Source organism: Blastococcus sp. SYSU D00868 (assembly GCF_054050575.1).
Genome location: NZ_JBJGZO010000035.1, coordinates 33833 through 50299, shown reverse-complemented (window position 1 = coordinate 50299; position 16467 = coordinate 33833). Strand labels below are relative to the sequence as shown.

Sequence of the window (16467 nt, the reverse complement as noted above, 5' to 3'; positions counted from 1 at the left end):
CCCCCCCCCCCCCCCCCCCCCCCCCCCCCCCCCCCCCCCCCCCCCCCCCCCCCCCCCCCCCCCCCCCCCCCCGCGGCGGTGAGGGAGGGCGCGGCTACAGCAGCTCGAAGACGGTGGCGTTGGCCTGGCCGCCGCCCTCGCACATCGTCTGCAGGCCGTAGCGGATGCCGTTGTCCCGCATGTGGTGCAGCAGGGTGGTGGCGATCCGGGCACCGGAGCCGCCGAGCGGGTGACCGAGCGCGATCGCGCCGCCGTTGGGGTTGAGCGCCTTGGCGTCGGCGCCGATGTCGGCCAGCCAGGCCAGCGGCACCGGCGCGAAGGCCTCGTTGACCTCGAACGCGCCGATCTCGTCCAGCGACAGGCCGGACCTCTGCAGCGCCTTCTCCGTCGCCGGGATCGGCGCGGTCAGCATGATCACCGGGTCGGCACCGGCCAGCACCGCGGTGTGCACCCGGGCGATCGGGGTCAGCCCGAGCTCGCGCGCCTTGTCCGACGTGGTCATCAGCAGCGCCGCGGACCCGTCGGAGATCTGCGAGGAGTTGCCGGCGGTGATCACGCCGCCCTCGGGCTTGAACACCGTCTTCAGGCCGGCGAGCACCTCGGTCGTCGTCCCCGGGCGGATACCCTCGTCCTCGCTGACCACCGTGCCGTCGGGCAGGGTCACCGGCGCGATCTGGCCGGCGAACCGGCCGTCGGCGCGGGCGGCGGCGGCCTTCTCGTGCGAGCCGACGGAGAACTCGTCGCACTGCTCGCGGGTGAAGCCCCACTTCTCCGCGATCATCTCGGCACCCACGCCCTGGTTGGGGAAGGTGCCGTAGCGGGCCATGAACGCCTCGCCGAACGGGTCCTGGTCGATCAGCGAGGCGCCCATGGGCACCCGGCTCATCGACTCCACGCCGCCGGCGACGACCACGTCGTACTGGCCGGCGACCAGGCCGGCGGCGGCGAAGTGGATCGACTGCTGCGAGGAGCCGCACTGGCGGTCGACGGTCACGCCGGTGACCGTCTCCGGCCAGCCGGCGGCCAGCGCCGCGGTCCGGCCGATGTCGAAGGTCTGCTCGCCGACCTGGCCCACGCAGCCCCAGATGACGTCCTCGACCTCGGCCGGGTCGACGCCGGCGCGCTCGACCAGCGACCGCAGCACGTGCGCCGACAGATCGGCCGGGTGCACGCCCGACAGCCCACCCTTGCGCCTGCCGACCGGGGTCCGGACGGCCTCGACGATCACCGCGTCACGCATGCTGTTCTCTCCTCTTCGAGATGTCGTGCGGCTCACTGTACGGTCGGCGCCGACCCTGCCCGGCGGGCCGCGGAGGTGGCCGATGAGCACGGCCCTCGACCCGCGCCACGGCGTCTCCGATCCGGCGCGCGGCACGCCGCCGCGGGCGCCGGGGTCGGTGCGGCGGACGGCGACGACCGAGATCGTCCGCCCCGAGGGCCCGGCCGGCCCGCTGCACCTGCGCGGGGCCGCCCGCGACCTCGCCACCGGTTCGGACGGGACGGCGCGGGTGCTGCGCGGGGCGACGGCGACGACGGTCGTGGTCGGCGGCCGGGTCGCCGAGGTGCACGCCACCCCGGCGGCCGCGGGCACCGCCGGCTTGGTCGGCCTGCGCGCCGGGTCCGGGTACCGCACCGCGCTGGACGCCGCCCTGCCCGGCGAGCGCGCCGCCCGCTCCCCGCTGTTCCTGCTGCTCGACGACGTGCCGGTGACCTCGCTGATCTCCGGTTACGCGCTGATGATGGAGGGCACCTCCCCCGCCGGGCCGGCGGGACGGCGCGCGGCGAGCGCCCTCGGCTCCTCGGCGGGCATCTGCTCGGGCTGGCGCGAGGACGGCACGATGATGGTGCACATCCGCACCGAGGGGGCGATCCCGGCGCTGCACGGGCCGCAGGCGCCGGACCTGCGGACCGACGACCCGCTCGCCTGGCACGACCTCGCCCCGCTGGCCCCCGGGCACATGCGCCGGCACCGGCGGCTGGACGTCGCCGCGGACCCCGCCGACCCGGCCGTCCTGCGGGTCGGGGCGATGTTCCGCGACTCCTACACGCTGCTGTCGGGCACCGAGACGGTGCTGCACGAGTACGACCTCACCGCCCGGGTGCACCGCACCAGCGGCACGGTGCTCGCCGCCGAGGCGACGCCCCGGGTGCTGCCCTGGCAGGAGTGCCCGGCGGCCGCGGCCAGCGCCGGCCGGCTGGCCGGCACGCCCGTCGCCGACCTGCGGGCGCGGGTGCGGGCCGAGTTCGGCGGCACCAGCACGTGCACCCACCTCACCGACGCGCTGCGCGGCCTCGAGGACGTCGCCGCGCTCGCCGGGGACCTCCCCGGGTGAGCGGGCGCGGCCGTCAGCCGGCGGGGACGGCGGCCCGGGCCAGCCGCGCCAGCCGGTCCGGCGGCAGCTGGTGCAGCAGCTCCAGCCGCTGGCAGGCCGCCCGCCCGGGCAGGGCGATGCCGCGCTCCCAGGAGCGCACGCGGCGCCCGGTCGTGCCGAGGCGGCGGCCGAGCTCCGCGGCCGACAGGCCGGCCGTCGCGCGCAGCGCCTCCAGCACGGCGGGCAGGTCCCCGGGTACCCAGGCCCGCCGGACCAGGATGGGCGGCACCGGCACCGAGCCGGCCCGCAGCACCTCGGCCAGGGGACGGCGGTAGCAGCGGGCCAGCGCGCGGGCCGCGGCGAGCCCGGGCCGGCGGCGGCCGTGCTCGTAGCGGCGGAGGGTGCGGACGCTGATGCCGACGTGGTGCGCCGCCTCCTGCTGGCTCATCCCGGCCGCGGTCCGCAGCCGGGCCAGCGCCGGGATGGCGTCGGCGCGGGCGACCGGCGTCGCGCCCCGCTCCAGCAGCTCCGCCGTCGTCAGGCCGAGCACCTCGGCGACCCGCTCCACCCGCTCCTCGGGCACGCGGGTGCGGCCGTTCTCCCACCGGTGGGCGGTCGTGGAGCCGATGCCCACGGCGACGGCGAACTCCCGCTGCGTCCACCCGGCGGCGCGGCGCAGGGCGCCCAGACCCGGCAGGGCGGCGCCGTCCCAGCGGCCGGCCGGGGTGTCCTCGAGCAGCCGGTCCAGGTGCTCGGGGCCGACGCGCAGCACCTTGGCCAGCGCCGGGCGGTGACCCGGGCTCGGGCGGCGGCAGCCGTTCTCCCATCGGGAGACGCTGGCGGGCGTCACCCCGACCCGGTTGGCCACCTGGGTCATGGTCAGCCCGGCCGCGAGGCGGGCCCGGCACAGCGGGGAGGCGTGCCGGCCGCCGGAGGTGCGCTCGGTCCGCACCCGGTCCTCGCCGGCGACGGCGCGGGCGGTCAGGTCGTCCCAGCCGAACAGCCGCGCCAGGGCGGCCAGCTGCAGCGGTTGCGGCCGGCGACCGAGCTCCCAGTTGCGGACGGTCGTGCGCGCGACGCCGAGCCGGCGGGCGAGGTCGCCGTGCGTCAGCCCGTGGGCGGCCCGCCAGTCGCGGACGTGGGCGGCCAGGCTCGGCGCGTCCTGCACCGGCACGGCGGCGGCGGGTGGCAGCCAGGGGGAGGCGGTCACGGCAGACCTCGCTCTCGAGGAGGGGACGGCGTCCCGGGCGGAACGGCGGCACCCATCCGTTGATGCATACCGTAGATGTTTCGACAACTATCACATCGCGGGTGCGTTAGGGAAGGACGGATGCCGCATCGACGCGCGGGTGCAGGTCACGGGCGCGGGCGGCCGGGCCGGGCGAGATCCGTGCCGGACTAGTCTGGGAAGCGATCCTCGGAAGGAGGGCCGGCGTGTCGTCCACCCCCGCCCCGCAGCCCCCGCCCCGCAAACGCCGGGCCCGGGGCTCGATCAGCGCTGCGGAGATCCTGCAGGGGGCCTACGACCTCGCCTCCGAGGAGTCGCTGGAGGCGCTGAGCATGCCGCGCCTGGCCCAGCGCCTCGACGTGGGCGTGACCAGCATCTACTGGTACTTCCGCAGCAAGGACGAGCTGCTCGACGCCCTCGCCGAGCGCGCCATGGCGGAGTTCGACCGGCGCATCGACATCCCCGACGACCTGCCGTGGGACGAGTACCTGCGGCGGTACTTCGGCGCGCAGCGGCGGATGTTCCGCGAGCACGAGCTGCTCTGCGACCTGATCGTGCTGCGCAGCCCGGGCACGCCCGAGGCCGGGCGCATGTCGGCCGAGCGGATCGACCGGGTGCTCCAGCTGCTGGTCCGCGCGGGCTTCCCGCCGGACGCCGCGATGGACGCCTACAGCGCGCTGTCGGTGTTCACCCGCGGCTCGGCCGCGCTCGCCCGCATCGGCGACGACGCCGCGGCGCTGGCCGACCTGACGGCCGGGCCGTTCGAGGAGGCGCCCCGGCTGCGGGTGCTCCCCCAGCTGGACCGGCCGCAGCCGCTGGTCATGACCGGGGACCAGGCGTTCGAGTTCGGGCTCGAGAACACCCTGCGCGGCCTGCGGGCGCACCTGGCGGAGCTGCGCGCGGGCGCCGCCGCCCCGGCGCGGGACGCCGCGGCCGCCGCCGGGCGCTGACCGGCCCGCCGGCGTCCCCCGCCGGCGTCCCCCGCGGGCGGCCCGGCCCGCGCCGCCTGGTAGGTGTTCCGGGTGACCGACATCCTGGACGTGCTCAGCGTGGAGCGGCTCGACGCCGACGTGTTCCGGGGGCACCCGGTGCCCACGCGGCTGGCCCGGACGTTCGGCGGCCAGGTGGCCGGGCAGGCGATGATGGCCGCCGTCTCCACCGTCGACCCCGCCCAGCCGGTGCACTCCCTGCACGGCTACTTCATGCGGCCGGGGCGGCCGCAGCAGCCGATCCTGCTGCTGGTCGACCGGCTGCGCACCGGCCGGGGCTTCAGCACCCGGCAGGTCAACGCCGTCCAGGACGGCGAGACGATCTTCACCATGTCGGCGTCGTTCCACACCGGCGACGCCGGACCGGAGCACCAGGAGGCCGCGCCGACCGTGCCCGGACCGGGCGAGCTCCCCGCGACCGACCCGCTGGACGGCTCGTTCGCCGCGGAGTGGCCGAACTGGGACGCCGTCTGGGTGCCCGAGCCGCCGGGGCAGGCGGTCGAGGGCCGCCCCCGGCAGCTGCTGTGGGTGCGGTACCGGCACCGGCTGCCCGACGACCCGGCGATCCACGTGGGGGCGCTGACCTACCTCAGCGACATGCACCTGCTGGGGACGTCGATGCGGCTGCACGGCCGGGAGACGACGCTGCAGTTCGCCTCGCTGGACCACGCGCTGTGGTTCCACCGGCCGTTCCGCGCCGACGAGTGGCTGCTCTACGACCAGATCTCGCCGTCGGCGGCGCACGGGCGCAGCTACAACCGCGGGCAGATCACCGACGCCGCCGGCCGGCTCGTCGCCACCGTCGTCCAGGAGGGCCTCATGCGCCGGCCCCGCACGTCGCAGCCCCCGCCGGCCTGAGACCGGCGGGGGCTGGAACGGCCCCCTCGCAGGGGCCCGGCGCGCGCTCGCGAGCGCCGGGACGAGGGGGTCCTTCCCTCAGACCTCGATCAGCACCGCGCCGGACATGCCGCCGCCGGCGCACATGGTGGCGATGCCGTAGCCGCCGCCCACCCGGCGCAGGTCGTTGACCAGCGTGGTCAGCATGCGCGCGCCCGAGGCGGAGATCGGGTGGCCGAGGCTGCACCCGCTGCCGTGGATGTTGACCTTCTCCTCGTCGATGCCGAGCAGCTTGCACGCCGCGACCGGGACGGAGGCGAAGGCCTCGTTGATCTCCCACAGCGCGATGTCGCCGACGGACAGGCCGGCCTTCTGCAGGACCTTGGGGATGCCGTCCAGCGGCGCCATGCCGGTGCGCTTGGGGTTGGTGGCGGTCTGCGTCCAGGCCACGACGGTGCCGAGCGCGGTGAGGCCCTCGGCGGCGACCAGCTCGTCGCTGGCCAGCGTCAGGGCCGCGGCGGCGTCGTTGACCCCGCTGGCGTTGCCCGCGGTGATCGAGAAGCCCTCGATCTCCGGGTGGATGACCTTCAGCGAGGCCAGCTTCTCGGCGGTGGTGTCGCGGCGCGGGTGCTCGTCGACGGCGAAGTCGACGTAGCTGCCGTCCTTCTGCAGGGCCTTGATGGAGACGATCTCGTCGGCGAGCAGCCCGGCGTCGATGGCCTCGACGGCGCGCTGGTGGGAGCGCAGCGCCCAGGCGTCCATGTCCTGGCGGCTGAGCCCGGCCTCCTGCGCGGTGTTCCAGCCGACGGTGATCGACATGTCCCGGCTCGGGGCGTCGGGGGCGTCGGGGTGGATCGGCGGGAACCACGACTCGACCCGGTCGGCCGTGCCGGGCACCCGGCGGGAGAACATCGGCGACAGCGAGGAGGACTGGACGCCGCCGGCGACGACGGCGCGGTCCATGCCGGAGCGGATCTGCGCGGCCGCGATTCCGACCGCGGTCAGGCTGCCGGCGCAGTGCCGGTTCACCGCCACGCCGGGCACGTGGTCCAGCCCCGCGTTGACGGCGGCCCACCGGCCGACCGCGGCACCGCCGTAGAGGGACTCGGCCCAGACGACGTCGTCGACCAGCTGCGGGTCGATCCCGGCGCGCTCGATGTTCGCCGTGAGGACCGTCTGGGTCATCTCCTCGGCGGTGGTGTCGGCGAGCGTGCCCTTGCGGGCGGTGCCGATCGCGGTTCGGGCGGCGCTGACGATGACGGCCTCGGGCATGGGGACCTCGATCGGTGCAGAGAGACAGGATGCAGAGCACGGGCGCGCGTCAGGCGGCGCCCCTCTCGCAATGTAGAACGCCTTACGGTAGGCAACAAGGAGGCAACCCCCGACGGCCCGCGCTCCTGTCGGCGCGCGGTGCCGCCGGGGACCGCCGCGCGATCCGACGGGAGCCCCAGATGCAGGTCAGCGACCCCGGCGCCGCCGGGCTGCCCCCCGGACTGCCCACGGTGCGGGCTGCCGACCTCGCCGTGGTGCCGCCCCCTCCCCTGGCCCTGGACGGCGCCGGCCGGCCGCTCGAGCCGCTGCTGGTCGTCGACGCGCAGGAGTTCGCCAAGCTGCCCCCGCCGCTGCGCCGCCGGGCGGCCACGGCCCTGCGCGGCAGCCGGCGCTGCACCGTCGCGGTGACCGGCGGCGGCGAGCGGCTGCCGGGTGAGCTGGCCGCGGCCGTCGACCTCGGGCTCACCGCGGCCCCGGCATCCGGCGACGCGCGCACCGTCGCCGTCCCGGACCTCGGCGCGGCGCTGCAGGCCCTCACCGAGCGGTTCGCGGCCACCCCGCTGGCGGCCCTGACCTACGTCTGGCTGCTCCGGCAGAGCGCCGGGCTACCGGTGCCGGCCGCCCTCACCGCGGAGTCGGCCGCCTACTCCACCCTGCTCGCCGGCCCGGAGTTCGCCCGCTGGCTGGCCGGCCGCGGCCCGGCCCGGGAGCCGGACGACCGCAGCTCCCGCGTGGTCGCCACGCGCGCGGGCGACGTCCTGCACCTGCGGCTGGACCGGCCCGCCCGCCGCAACGCGGTGGACGCCGCGATGCGCGACGCGCTGGTGGCGGCGCTGGCGCCGGCCGAGTGGGACCCCGACCTGGTGGTGGAGATCAGCGGCGCCGGGCCGTCGTTCTCCGCCGGCGGGGACCTCGACGAGTTCGGCTCGGCCCCGGACCCCGCCCGCGCGCACGTCGTGCGGCTGGGCGCGAGCGTGGCCGAGGCGATCCACCGGATCCGGGACCGGGTGACGGTCCGGGTGCACGGGACCTGCCTGGGCGCGGGCTTCGAGCTGCCCTGCTTCGCCGGTCGCGTGCTGGCCGCGCCCGACACCCGACTGGGCCTGCCCGAGCTGGCCATGGGGCTCATCCCCGGCGCCGGCGGCACCGTGAGCATCGTGCGCCGGGCCGGCCGCTGGCGGGCGGCGTGGCTCGGGCTGACCGGCACGCGCGTCGACGCGGCGACGGCGCTGGCGTGGGGGCTGGTCGACGAGGTGCTCGACCCGGCACCGGTGGCCGCCGGCGGGGCGGAGCACTCGGGCACGCCGGTCCGCTGACGACGACGGCGGGCCCCCGGGACACCCGGGGACCCGCCGCCGCGACGGGGTCCTCGCTCAGCGCGGGGCCGACTGCTCCTTCTGGGCGGGGCGGCGGGAGGCGCGCGGCGACCGGCCGGGGGCGGCCTCCGACACCGACGCCAGCGCGCTCTCCCCGCCCAGGTGCCGCTCGAACCCGGCCGGGACGACCAGGTCGTCGCGGGAGAGCTCGGCGATCGACGGGTGGCCGAGGCCGATCAGCGCCGAGCCCAGCCCGTCGCGCAGCAGGTCGAGCACGTTCTCGACGCCGGCCTGCCCGTTGGCGGCCAGGCCCCACAGGTAGGCGCGGCCGATCATGACGGCGCGGGCGCCGAGGGCGAGGGCCTTGGCGACGTCGGAGCCGCGCCGGATGCCGCCGTCCAGCAGCACCTCGACCTGGTCGCCGACCGCCTCGGCGATCGCCGGCAGCGCGCGGATGGACGCCGGCGTCCCGTCGAGGTTGTTGCCGCCGTGGTTGGAGACCGAGATCGCGGTCGCGCCGGCGTCGATGGCCCGCTTGGCGTCGTCGACCCGCATGACGCCCTTGAGCATGAAGGGCGCCTCCGGCCAGAGCCCGCGCAGCCAGGCGACGTCCTCCCAGGTCGGCATGGGCGACTGCATCCACTGGCCGTACGCGCCGAAGAACGTCGGCGCCGGGTCGCCGGGGTTGGCCACCATGTTCGGCACGGTGAGGTCCGGGATGCGCCCGGTCTTGGCGAAGTCCCACAGCCAGGAGGGCTTGAGCGCCACCTGCGGGGCGTACCGGCGCATCGCCTCGAAGTTGATCTTCTCGGGGATGAAGGGGCTGCCCCAGTCGCGGCCGTAGGAGAACGACCAGTCGAGGGTGGCGATCAGACCCGCGGCTCCGGCCCGCTTGGCGCGCTCCACCTTGGCGGCCATCGTGTCGCGGTCGCCGACCCAGTAGAGCTGGAAGAAGGTCTTCGGGTTCGCCGCGATGACCTCCTCCATCGGCTTGCTGGCCATCGAGGACAGGCCCATGGCCGTGCCGCGGGCGGCGGCCGCGCGGGCGACGGCGACCTCGCCGTCGGGGTTCACCGCCTGCACCCCGGTCGGGCTGATCATCACCGGCAGCGAGATCTCCTGCCCCATGACCGTGGTGGCCATCTGCTTGGCGTTGGCCAGCCCGGCGGTGTGCGGCGCGAAGCCGATCTCGTCGAACGCCGCCAGGTTGTCCGCGGCGGTGAGGCCCTTCTCCGACCCCGCCACCAGGGCGCCGTAGACACCCTTGGGCAGGCGGCGCTTGGCCCGCCGCTGTGCCTCCGCCACGGTCTCGAACCACTTGCCCACAGCACACCCCTCGTCGATCCGGTCCCGACCACCGCCGGCCGGGTGGCACTGAGTGTCACGGTAGAGACGCCCGCTCGGCGCGTCCAGAGCGAGCGGGCTCCGCGACCCCCGGTGGAGGCGCCCTCGTCGCCGCGCCCCCGGTCCACTAGCGTCGCGCCCGCCCCCGTCCCCCACCACCGAGGATGCCGTTGCCCGCGTCGAGCGACTGGGCGGCCGGCGGGGTGGTCGCCCTGACCGGCCGGCCCGACGGCCCCCCGCTCGTGCCGCCGGGGCGGGCGGCCACGGTGGCCCGCGAGCTCACCGACCGGATCGCGGCGGCGACCGCCGGCACCGCGCACCCCGTCCGGCTGGACGGCGCCGCCCTGTTGGCCGAGCGGGCGGCGCTCACCGGGCACCGGCGCCGGGGGCCGGTGTCGGCGGGCGGCAGCTGCCGCCTGCTGCCGACGCTCGACGGCTGGGCCGCCGTCTCCTGCGCCCGCCCCGACGACCCGCTGCTGCTCGGGGCGCTGGTCGGGCGGGAGCTCCCGGACGACCCCTGGCCGGCGGTCACGGCGTGGCTGCGCGCCCACCCCGGCGAGGAGCTGGCCGCCCGCGCCGAGCTGCTCGGCGTCGCCGCCGGCCCCGTCCGCACGCCGGGTCCCCCGTCCCCGCCGTTCCCCGAGCACCCGCCGCGGTCCGTCGAGGGCCTGCTGGTCGTCGACTTCAGCGCGCTGTGGGCCGGCCCGCTGGCGGCGTCCGTGCTCGGCCTGGCCGGCGCCCGGGTGGTCAAGGTGGAGGTGCCCGGCCGGCTGGACGGCGCCCGCCGCGGCGACCCGCGGTTCTACCGGCTGCTGCACGCCGGGCACCGCTCGGTGCTGCTGGACCCGGCCACGGCGCGCGGGCGCGCGGCGATGGCGGCGCTGGTCGACGCCGCCGACATCGTGATCGAGGCATCGCGGCCGCGGGCGCTGGCCGGCTTCGGCCTCGACGCCGAGGCCGCCGTCGCGGCCGGCACCACGTGGCTGTCGCTGACCGCCGCCGGGCGCGCCTCCGGCCGGATCGGCTTCGGCGACGACGTCGCGGCCGCCGCCGGCCTGGTGGCGTGGGACGCCGACGGGCACCCGCTGTTCGCCGGGGACGCGATCGCCGACCCGCTGACCGGCCTCACCGCGGCCGCGCTGGCCACGACCGCGCCCGCGGACGGGTCGGGGGTGCTGTGGGACGTCAGCATGACCGCGGTCGTCGCCGCCACCCTCGACGGGGCGCCGCCGGTCCCCTCCCCCGCCGCCCGCCGCGACGGCGGTCGCTGGGTGGTCGACACCCCCGACGGCGCCGTGCCGGTCGCCGAGCCCCGGCCGCGGACGGTGCCGGGCACGGCGCCCGGGGCGGGGGCCGACACGGACGCCGTCCTCGCCGGGCTCGGGTTCGGGGCGCCGTGAGCGGCCTGCTCTTCCGCGACGCCACGCTGCTGGACGGGCGGCCGGCCGACGTCCGGGTGCGCGGCGACCGGGTCGTCGAGGTGGGCGCCGGCCTGCGCCGGGACGCCGAGGAGGTCGTCGACTGCGCCGGCGGCACGCTGCTGCCCGGTCTCACCGACCACCACCTGCACCTGCACGCCCTCGCCGCGGCCGCGCGGTCGGTGCCCTGCGGGCCGCCGGCGGTCACCGCGGCCGGCGGCCTGGCCGCGGCCCTGGCGGCGGCCCGCCCCGGCGCCGACGGCTGGGTCCGCGGCACGGGCTACGCCGAGACCGTCGCCGGCGACCTCGACGCCGCCGCGCTGGACCTGCTGCACGCGGCCCGGCCCGTCCGCCTGCAGCACCGCAGCGGCGCGCTGTGGGTGGTGAACTCCGCCGGCGCCGCGGCGCTGGGCCTGGCCGGCGCGGACCACCCCGGCGTGGAGCGGGACGACGCCGGCCGGCCGACCGGGCGGCTGTGGCGGGCCGACGACTGGCTGCGCGCCCGCCTCGGCGCCGAGGCCCCGCCCGACCTCACCGACGTGGGGCGCCGGCTGACCCGGCTGGGCGTCGCCGCCGTCACCGACGCGACGCCCGACCTCGACGCGGCCGCCGTCGGTGCACTCGCCGCCGCCCGGCGGGACGGGGCGCTCCTCCAGGCCGTGCACCTGCTCGGCGCGCCGCTGGGCGGGGACCTGCCGGCGGGGCTGACGGCCGGCCCGCTCAAGCTGGTGCTCGCCGACTCCGGGCTGCCCGACCTCGACGCGCTGACCGACCGGATCCGCGGCGCGCACGCGGCCGGCCGCCCCGTCGCGGTGCACGTCGTGACCCGGGAGGCGCTCGCCCTGCTGCTGGCCGCACTCGACGTCGCCGGCTCGGTGCCCGGCGACCGGGTCGAGCACGCCGCCCTGGTACCGCCCGGCGTGCTCGGCGACCTCGCCCGCCGGGGGCTGCGGGTGGTCACCCAGCCCGGCTTCCTCGCCGACCGCGGGGACGACTACCTGCGCGACGTGCCGGCCGCCGAGCACGACGACCTCTACCGCGCCGCCGGCCTGGTCGCGGCCGGGGTGCCGGTCGCGCTGTCCAGCGACGCCCCGCACGGTCCGCTGGACCCGTGGCGGGTCATGGCGGCGGCCATCGCCCGGCGCACCCGCTCGGGCGCCGTCGTCGGCCCGGCGGAGCGGCTCGCCCCCGCCGCGGCCCTCGCCGCCTACCTCGGCCCCGCCACCGACCCCGGCGGCGCGCCGCGGCGGGTCGTCGCCGGCGCCGCGGCCGACCTCGTCCTGCTCGACGGCGGCCCGGCCGACGTGGCCGCCGCCCCGTCGGCCGACCGGGTCCGGGCCGTGGCGGTCGGCGGCCGGCTGACCCGCGTCGCCCCGGACGCCTGAGGCTCGATCGATCGAGACTTGTACATGTATGTTCCGCTGCGTCCGGTCGTCCCGGACCGGGGTCGAGCGGGAGGAGTGGCGCGTGAGCGAACTGGGACTGGTCCGGCCGGACATGGCGGCGCTCGTCGGGCAGCCGTTCGGCGTGATGGAGTCCTATCCGGTGACCGCGTCGGACATCCGGCGCTGGGCGATCGCCGTCCACCACCCCGAGCCCGCGCCCGCGCACTACCTGGACCCGGACGCCGAGGCGCAGGGCCGGCTGGTCGCGCCGCTGGACATCAGCGTCTTCGCCTGGGCCGTCGCACGCCGCGAGCCGACCGGCCGGGAGATCGAGGTCGACCGCAGGTACACGGCCGTGGGCGCCATGGAGCACCACCTCGGCGTGCAGCCGCCGGACCTGTTCCGGGCGCTGAACGGCGGCCTGTTCGTCGACTACACCGGGGTCCGGATCCGGCCCGGCGACGTCATCCGCTCCGAGACGGTGATCGCGCGGTACCAGGAGAAGGAGAGCCGGCTCGGGCCGATGCTGGTCACCGACTCGGCCACCACCTGGACCAACCAGGCCGGCGAGAAGGTCAAGACCGCGACCATGTCGCTCATCCGCTACTGAGCCCCGGGGAGATCCGATGACCGACGTCAGCACCCAGGCCCCCGCCGGGGAGTTCGAGGTGGGCGCGACCGTCCCGCCGTTCGTCCGGCCCGCCGGGCTGCACGCGTGGAACCGCTACGCCGCGGTGAACGACGAGTTCGTCGACATCCACATGGACGACGAGGCCGGCCGCGCGGCCGGCATGCCCGGCGCCTTCGGCATGGGCAACCTGATCTGGGCGTGGATGCACTGCGCCATCGAGCAGTGGCTCGGCGACCGCGGCCGGCTCGAGCACCTGGAGTGCCGGTTCAAGTCCCCCGCGCTCAAGGGCGACACGATCACCATCACCGGCACGATCACCGGCCGCAGCCCCGCCGAGGACGGCGGCACCGTGCTCGAGCTGGACCTGTGGAGCGAGAACCAGACCGGCACGCGGACCGCGCCGGGCACCGCCCGGGTGCGGCTGGCCCCGGGGGTCTGACCCCGCGCACGGAACGGCCCCGGCACACACCGTGCGCCGGGGCCGTTCCGTGCGCCGCGGCTACCGCAGCAGCGTGCCCAGGTCCACCGGCAGCTGGACGCCGGTGACGTGGTGCGCGTCGTCGGACGCCAGGAACGCGACGACGGCCGCGATGTCCTCCGGCTGCGAGATCGGGTCCGGCAGCGTCTGCATGAAGATCGGCCCCAGGGTCGCGGCGTTCTCCATGATCAGCTCGCCCATCCGGGCCGGCTGCATGCCGGTCGCCACGCCGTGCGGGTGGATCGTGTTGACCCGGATGTCGTACTGCCCCAGCTCGACGGCCGCCGACTTGGCCAGGCCGACGACGCCGTGCTTGCTGGCCGCGTAGTGGGCCAGGAACGGGTGCCCGCGCAGGCCGGCCACCGAGCTGGTGATGATGATCGACCCGCCGGTGCCCTGCTCGATGAGCGTGGGGACGGTGGCCTTCAGCGTGTAGAAGGTGCCGGTCAGGTTGACGTCGATCGTCTCCTGCCACTGCTCGAGCGGGATCTCCCACGACCAGTTGCCCGAGCAGATGCCGGCGTTGGCGACGACGACGTCGAGGTGGCCGAACTCGGCCACGCCGTCCTTGACGATCGCCTGCAGGCCCTCGAAGTCGCGGATGTCGACCTTGCGGGCGAGGATCCGCCGGTCCTGGGCCTCGACCAGCCGGACGGTCTCGGCCAGGTCCTCCTCGGTCGGCCCGGCGTAGTCGGTCGACTCGGCGGTGACGCAGTTGTCCAGGGCGATGATGTCGGCGCCCTCGGACGCCAGCCGCACCGCCTCGGCGCGGCCCTGGCCGCGGGCGGCACCGGTGATGAGGGCGACCTTGCCGGCCAGCCTGTTCGTGGTCATGCAGTTCTCCTGTCGTGGGGGGTCGGAGGGGACGGCGGGTCCGGCGTCAGCCGCCGACCGCGGCCGCCGCGTCGGACTGGGCGAGCACCGCGTCGCGGGCCGCCCCCTCGGCGATCATGCCCCGGTAGCGGACCAGCTTGGCCGGCGCCCCGAAGCCGACGACGCCGACGAGCACGCCGCCGGCGAAGTAGCCGACGACGGTGCCCTTCACCGGGCCGCCGTCCATGCCGGTGCCGTGCAACTGGGCGACCTCGTCGGCGAGGTCGGTGCGGCCGAAGGTCTGGATCTTCATGCCGAACTGGTCGGACCAGACGTAGGGCACGGTGGCCGCGGGCGCGTCGGCGCCGAGGATGTCGCAGGCCACGACCGAGGACTGGTCGACCGTGGTGGTCCAGTGCTCGTTGCGGTGGAAGCGCCCGCGCGACTCGTCCCACCAGGCAGCCAGGTCACCCAGCGCCCAGACGCCACTGGTGCCGAGCACCCGGCCGCGGGCGTCGCAGGCCAGGCCGTCGCTGGTGTCGAGCCCGGCGGCGTCGAGCCAGGCCACGTCGGGCAGCGAGCCGATGCCGACGAGGACGAGATCGGCGGTCACGGTCGAGCCGTCGGACAGCTCGACGGTGTGCTCGTCGACGAACCGGGTGATCCGGGTGTCGCAGCGCAGGTCGATGCCCGCCTCGGTGAACAGCCGCGCCGCGAGCGCGCCCACCTGCCGGCCGAGCGCCCGCTCGACCGGCACGGGCAGCGCCTCCAGCACCGTGACCTGCACGCCCTTGGCGTGCGCGGCGCACGCGACCTCGGCCCCGATGAAGCCCGCGCCGACGACCAGCAGCGAGGACAGCGAGTCGAACGCCGTCCGCAGGGCCAGGGCGTCGTCCAGGGTGCGCAGCGTGGCCACGCCGGCCGGCTGGCCGGGCAGGGTCCGCGCGGTCACCCCGGTCGCCAGGACGACGACGTCACCGGTGACCGAGGTGCCGTCCGCGAGCTCGACGGTCGTGCCGCTCAGGCCGACGGCGCGCGTGCCGAACACGGTGGTGGCGTCGAGCTCGGCGAGGGCGTCGACGTCCCGGAACGTGGCCTTGGCCGGCTCCCACGTGCCGTTGAGGATCTGCTTGGACAGCGGCGGCCGGTCGTAGGGCGGGTGCACCTCCGCGCCGATCAGCGTGACGCGCCCGGCGAAGCCCCGGGAGCGCAGCTGCTCGACGGTGCGCAGACCGCCCAGGCCCGCACCGACGACGACCACGTGCTCGGGCATCTGCGACACGGTGTCCCTCCGGGGGTCAGGCCGCGACCGGCGCGGGGGCCGGCTTGCGCCAGAAGGTGGCCAGCTGGGCGGCGGCGCCGCCGAGGCCCAGGCCGGCGACGAACAGGGCGGCGCGCGGGCCGGAGAACCGGTCGGTGCCCAGCGCGCGGTCGACGCTCCAGCCGCCGGGGCCGAGTGCGGCCAGCGCGACGGAGGCGACCGAGAGGTTGGCGACGTACTCCCAGCCCTCGGCGTTGATGAAGAAGCCGTTGGGGATGTGCACCGAGCGCGCGGCGACGGCGAGCGTGCCGACGACGGCGGAGGCCGCCAGCGGGGTCGCCGCCCCGGCGATCAGCGCCGCGCCGGAGCCGACCTCCACGACCGCGCTCGTGCGCGCCTGGAGCATCGGCTGCTTGAAGCCGATGGAGCCGAACCAGCCCGCGGTGCCCTTGAGCGTGCGGCCGTGCTTCACACCGTGGGCGATCATCGTGCCGCCGATCGCGGTGCGCAGCAGGAACCGGGCCACTCCCGTGCCCGGGGTCTCTGTCCGTGCCGTACGGGCCACCGGACTCTCCCTTCAGAGGGGCCGCTGCCGCCCGGGGGCGGCGCGACCGTGTGGTCGGAGCGTGCGCGGCCGGCGTGCGGGCGCGCCGTCGGGGGGGGGGGGGGGGGGGGGGGGGGGGGGGGGGGGGGGGGGGGGGGGGGGGGGGGGGGGGGGGGGGGGGGCGGGGGGGGGGGGGGGGGGGGGGGGGGGGGGGGGGGGGGGCCCCCCCCCCCCCACGGTCCCGGCGGGACCGGCCCCGTCGCCGGGACCGGCCCACCGGGGTCAGTCCGAGGCGGGCAGCGGCTGGGCGCTCTTCTGCGCCAGCGGGGTCCCGTTCACGGCGACGGCGTAGTCACCGGGCTTCACGCAGAGCAGCTCCAGGCCCAGGCCCTCGTCCGCGTAGCGCTTCCCCATGAGCACGCCGTTGCCGGTCTCCCCCTCGGCGGTGGCGCCGGCCGCGGGGGTCTCGCCCGGCGCGGTCAGCGGCACGCCGCCGCAGGTGATCGTCACGTCGTCCTCGGGCGCCCGGACGACGACCAGCGACGTCGAGTCGACCGCACTGGTCAGCGTCTGTCCGACCTTCAGCTTCATCCACCCACTCCTCGTTCGGTGTGTACGACAACCCCGGCGGCGGACGCG

16 protein-coding genes are annotated in these 16467 nt (G+C 77.1%); 8 read left to right on the top strand and 8 right to left on the bottom strand.

What is annotated here, in order from left to right; genetic code table 11:
• Positions 1-94 precede the first annotated feature (94 nt).
• On the bottom strand, positions 95-1240 hold the full coding sequence (locus ACI79F_RS21450; protein WP_456547617.1) for a thiolase family protein: 1146 nt from the start codon (positions 1238-1240) through the stop codon (positions 95-97).
• Positions 1241-1322: 82 nt separating this feature from the next.
• On the opposite strand from ACI79F_RS21450, the gene ACI79F_RS21445 reads away from it, so the two are divergent.
• Positions 1323-2333: a DUF2889 domain-containing protein gene (locus tag ACI79F_RS21445; protein ID WP_456547618.1), complete on the top strand. Its 1011-nt coding sequence runs from the start codon at positions 1323-1325 to the stop codon at positions 2331-2333.
• A 13-nt stretch (positions 2334-2346) separates the two neighbouring features.
• On the opposite strand, the gene ACI79F_RS21440 is transcribed toward ACI79F_RS21445, so the two are convergent.
• The gene (locus ACI79F_RS21440; RefSeq protein ID WP_456547619.1) at positions 2347-3522 is read right to left on the bottom strand and encodes a helix-turn-helix domain-containing protein; all 1176 of its coding nucleotides are present in this window, start codon (positions 3520-3522) and stop codon (positions 2347-2349) included.
• 224 nt (positions 3523-3746) lie between these two features.
• Here ACI79F_RS21440 and ACI79F_RS21435 point away from each other — a divergent pair, with 224 nt between their 5' ends.
• Both ACI79F_RS21435 and ACI79F_RS21430 read left to right on the top strand, forming a co-directional pair.
• The gene (locus tag ACI79F_RS21435; RefSeq protein ID WP_456547620.1) at positions 3747-4490 is read left to right on the top strand and encodes a TetR/AcrR family transcriptional regulator; all 744 of its coding nucleotides are present in this window, start codon (positions 3747-3749) and stop codon (positions 4488-4490) included.
• A 72-nt stretch (positions 4491-4562) separates the two neighbouring features.
• Positions 4563-5387 (top strand): acyl-CoA thioesterase, encoded by an 825-nt coding sequence (locus ACI79F_RS21430; RefSeq protein ID WP_456547621.1) that lies wholly within the window; start codon positions 4563-4565, stop codon positions 5385-5387.
• A 78-nt stretch (positions 5388-5465) separates the two neighbouring features.
• On the opposite strand, the gene ACI79F_RS21425 is transcribed toward ACI79F_RS21430, so the two are convergent.
• The gene (locus tag ACI79F_RS21425; protein ID WP_456547622.1) at positions 5466-6638 is read right to left on the bottom strand and encodes a thiolase family protein; all 1173 of its coding nucleotides are present in this window, start codon (positions 6636-6638) and stop codon (positions 5466-5468) included.
• Between the two features lie 179 nt (positions 6639-6817).
• Here ACI79F_RS21425 and ACI79F_RS21420 point away from each other — a divergent pair, with 179 nt between their 5' ends.
• Positions 6818-7954 carry an enoyl-CoA hydratase-related protein gene (locus ACI79F_RS21420; protein ID WP_456547623.1) on the top strand — a complete coding sequence of 379 codons (1137 nt, stop codon included), beginning with the start codon at positions 6818-6820 and terminating at the stop codon, positions 7952-7954.
• Between the two features lie 57 nt (positions 7955-8011).
• Here ACI79F_RS21420 and mftD read toward each other — a convergent pair whose 3' ends face one another.
• The gene (mftD, locus tag ACI79F_RS21415) at positions 8012-9280 is read right to left on the bottom strand and encodes a pre-mycofactocin synthase MftD (protein WP_456547624.1); all 1269 of its coding nucleotides are present in this window, start codon (positions 9278-9280) and stop codon (positions 8012-8014) included.
• A gap of 188 nt (positions 9281-9468) precedes the next feature.
• Here mftD and ACI79F_RS21410 point away from each other — a divergent pair, with 188 nt between their 5' ends.
• From ACI79F_RS21410 to ACI79F_RS21395, 4 genes are all read left to right on the top strand, one after another.
• The gene (locus ACI79F_RS21410) at positions 9469-10698 is read left to right on the top strand and encodes a CoA transferase (RefSeq protein WP_456547625.1); all 1230 of its coding nucleotides are present in this window, start codon (positions 9469-9471) and stop codon (positions 10696-10698) included.
• Positions 10695-12101 (top strand): amidohydrolase family protein, encoded by a 1407-nt coding sequence (locus tag ACI79F_RS21405; protein ID WP_456547626.1) that lies wholly within the window; start codon positions 10695-10697, stop codon positions 12099-12101. Before ACI79F_RS21410 ends, ACI79F_RS21405 begins: the two co-directional genes overlap by 4 nt.
• Positions 12102-12183: 82 nt before the next feature.
• Complete coding sequence (locus ACI79F_RS21400; RefSeq protein WP_456547627.1) at positions 12184-12711, top strand: FAS1-like dehydratase domain-containing protein; 528 nt, start codon at positions 12184-12186, stop codon at positions 12709-12711.
• 16 nt (positions 12712-12727) lie between these two features.
• Complete coding sequence (locus ACI79F_RS21395) at positions 12728-13171, top strand: MaoC/PaaZ C-terminal domain-containing protein (protein WP_456547628.1); 444 nt, start codon at positions 12728-12730, stop codon at positions 13169-13171.
• Positions 13172-13231: 60 nt separating this feature from the next.
• Here ACI79F_RS21395 and ACI79F_RS21390 read toward each other — a convergent pair whose 3' ends face one another.
• From ACI79F_RS21390 to ACI79F_RS21375, 4 genes are all read right to left on the bottom strand, one after another.
• A complete protein-coding gene (locus tag ACI79F_RS21390; protein WP_456547629.1) occupies positions 13232-14044 on the bottom strand; it encodes a mycofactocin-coupled SDR family oxidoreductase in 813 nt (270 codons plus the stop codon).
• A gap of 46 nt (positions 14045-14090) precedes the next feature.
• Positions 14091-15296: an NAD(P)/FAD-dependent oxidoreductase gene (locus tag ACI79F_RS21385; protein WP_456547630.1), complete on the bottom strand. Its 1206-nt coding sequence runs from the start codon at positions 15294-15296 to the stop codon at positions 14091-14093.
• A 25-nt stretch (positions 15297-15321) separates the two neighbouring features.
• The gene (locus ACI79F_RS21380; protein WP_456547631.1) at positions 15322-15849 is read right to left on the bottom strand and encodes a DoxX family protein; all 528 of its coding nucleotides are present in this window, start codon (positions 15847-15849) and stop codon (positions 15322-15324) included.
• Positions 15850-16110: 261 nt separating this feature from the next.
• A complete protein-coding gene (locus ACI79F_RS21375; protein WP_456547436.1) occupies positions 16111-16419 on the bottom strand; it encodes a hypothetical protein in 309 nt (102 codons plus the stop codon).
• Between the last annotated feature and the right edge of the window lie 48 nt (positions 16420-16467).

What these genes read in the sequence shown, in the direction of transcription:
- ACI79F_RS21450 (WP_456547617.1), bottom strand. Translation starts at nt 1,240, where the DNA reads ATGCGTGACGCGGTGATCGTCGAGGCCGTCCGGACCCCGGTCGGCAGG.
- ACI79F_RS21445 (WP_456547618.1), top strand. Translation starts at nt 1,323, where the DNA reads ATGAGCACGGCCCTCGACCCGCGCCACGGCGTCTCCGATCCGGCGCGC.
- ACI79F_RS21425 (WP_456547622.1), bottom strand. Translation starts at nt 6,638, where the DNA reads ATGCCCGAGGCCGTCATCGTCAGCGCCGCCCGAACCGCGATCGGCACC.
- ACI79F_RS21420 (WP_456547623.1), top strand. Translation starts at nt 6,818, where the DNA reads ATGCAGGTCAGCGACCCCGGCGCCGCCGGGCTGCCCCCCGGACTGCCC.
- ACI79F_RS21395 (WP_456547628.1), top strand. Translation starts at nt 12,728, where the DNA reads ATGACCGACGTCAGCACCCAGGCCCCCGCCGGGGAGTTCGAGGTGGGC.
- ACI79F_RS21390 (WP_456547629.1), bottom strand. Translation starts at nt 14,044, where the DNA reads ATGACCACGAACAGGCTGGCCGGCAAGGTCGCCCTCATCACCGGTGCC.
- ACI79F_RS21385 (WP_456547630.1), bottom strand. Translation starts at nt 15,296, where the DNA reads ATGCCCGAGCACGTGGTCGTCGTCGGTGCGGGCCTGGGCGGTCTGCGC.
- ACI79F_RS21375 (WP_456547436.1), bottom strand. Translation starts at nt 16,419, where the DNA reads ATGAAGCTGAAGGTCGGACAGACGCTGACCAGTGCGGTCGACTCGACG.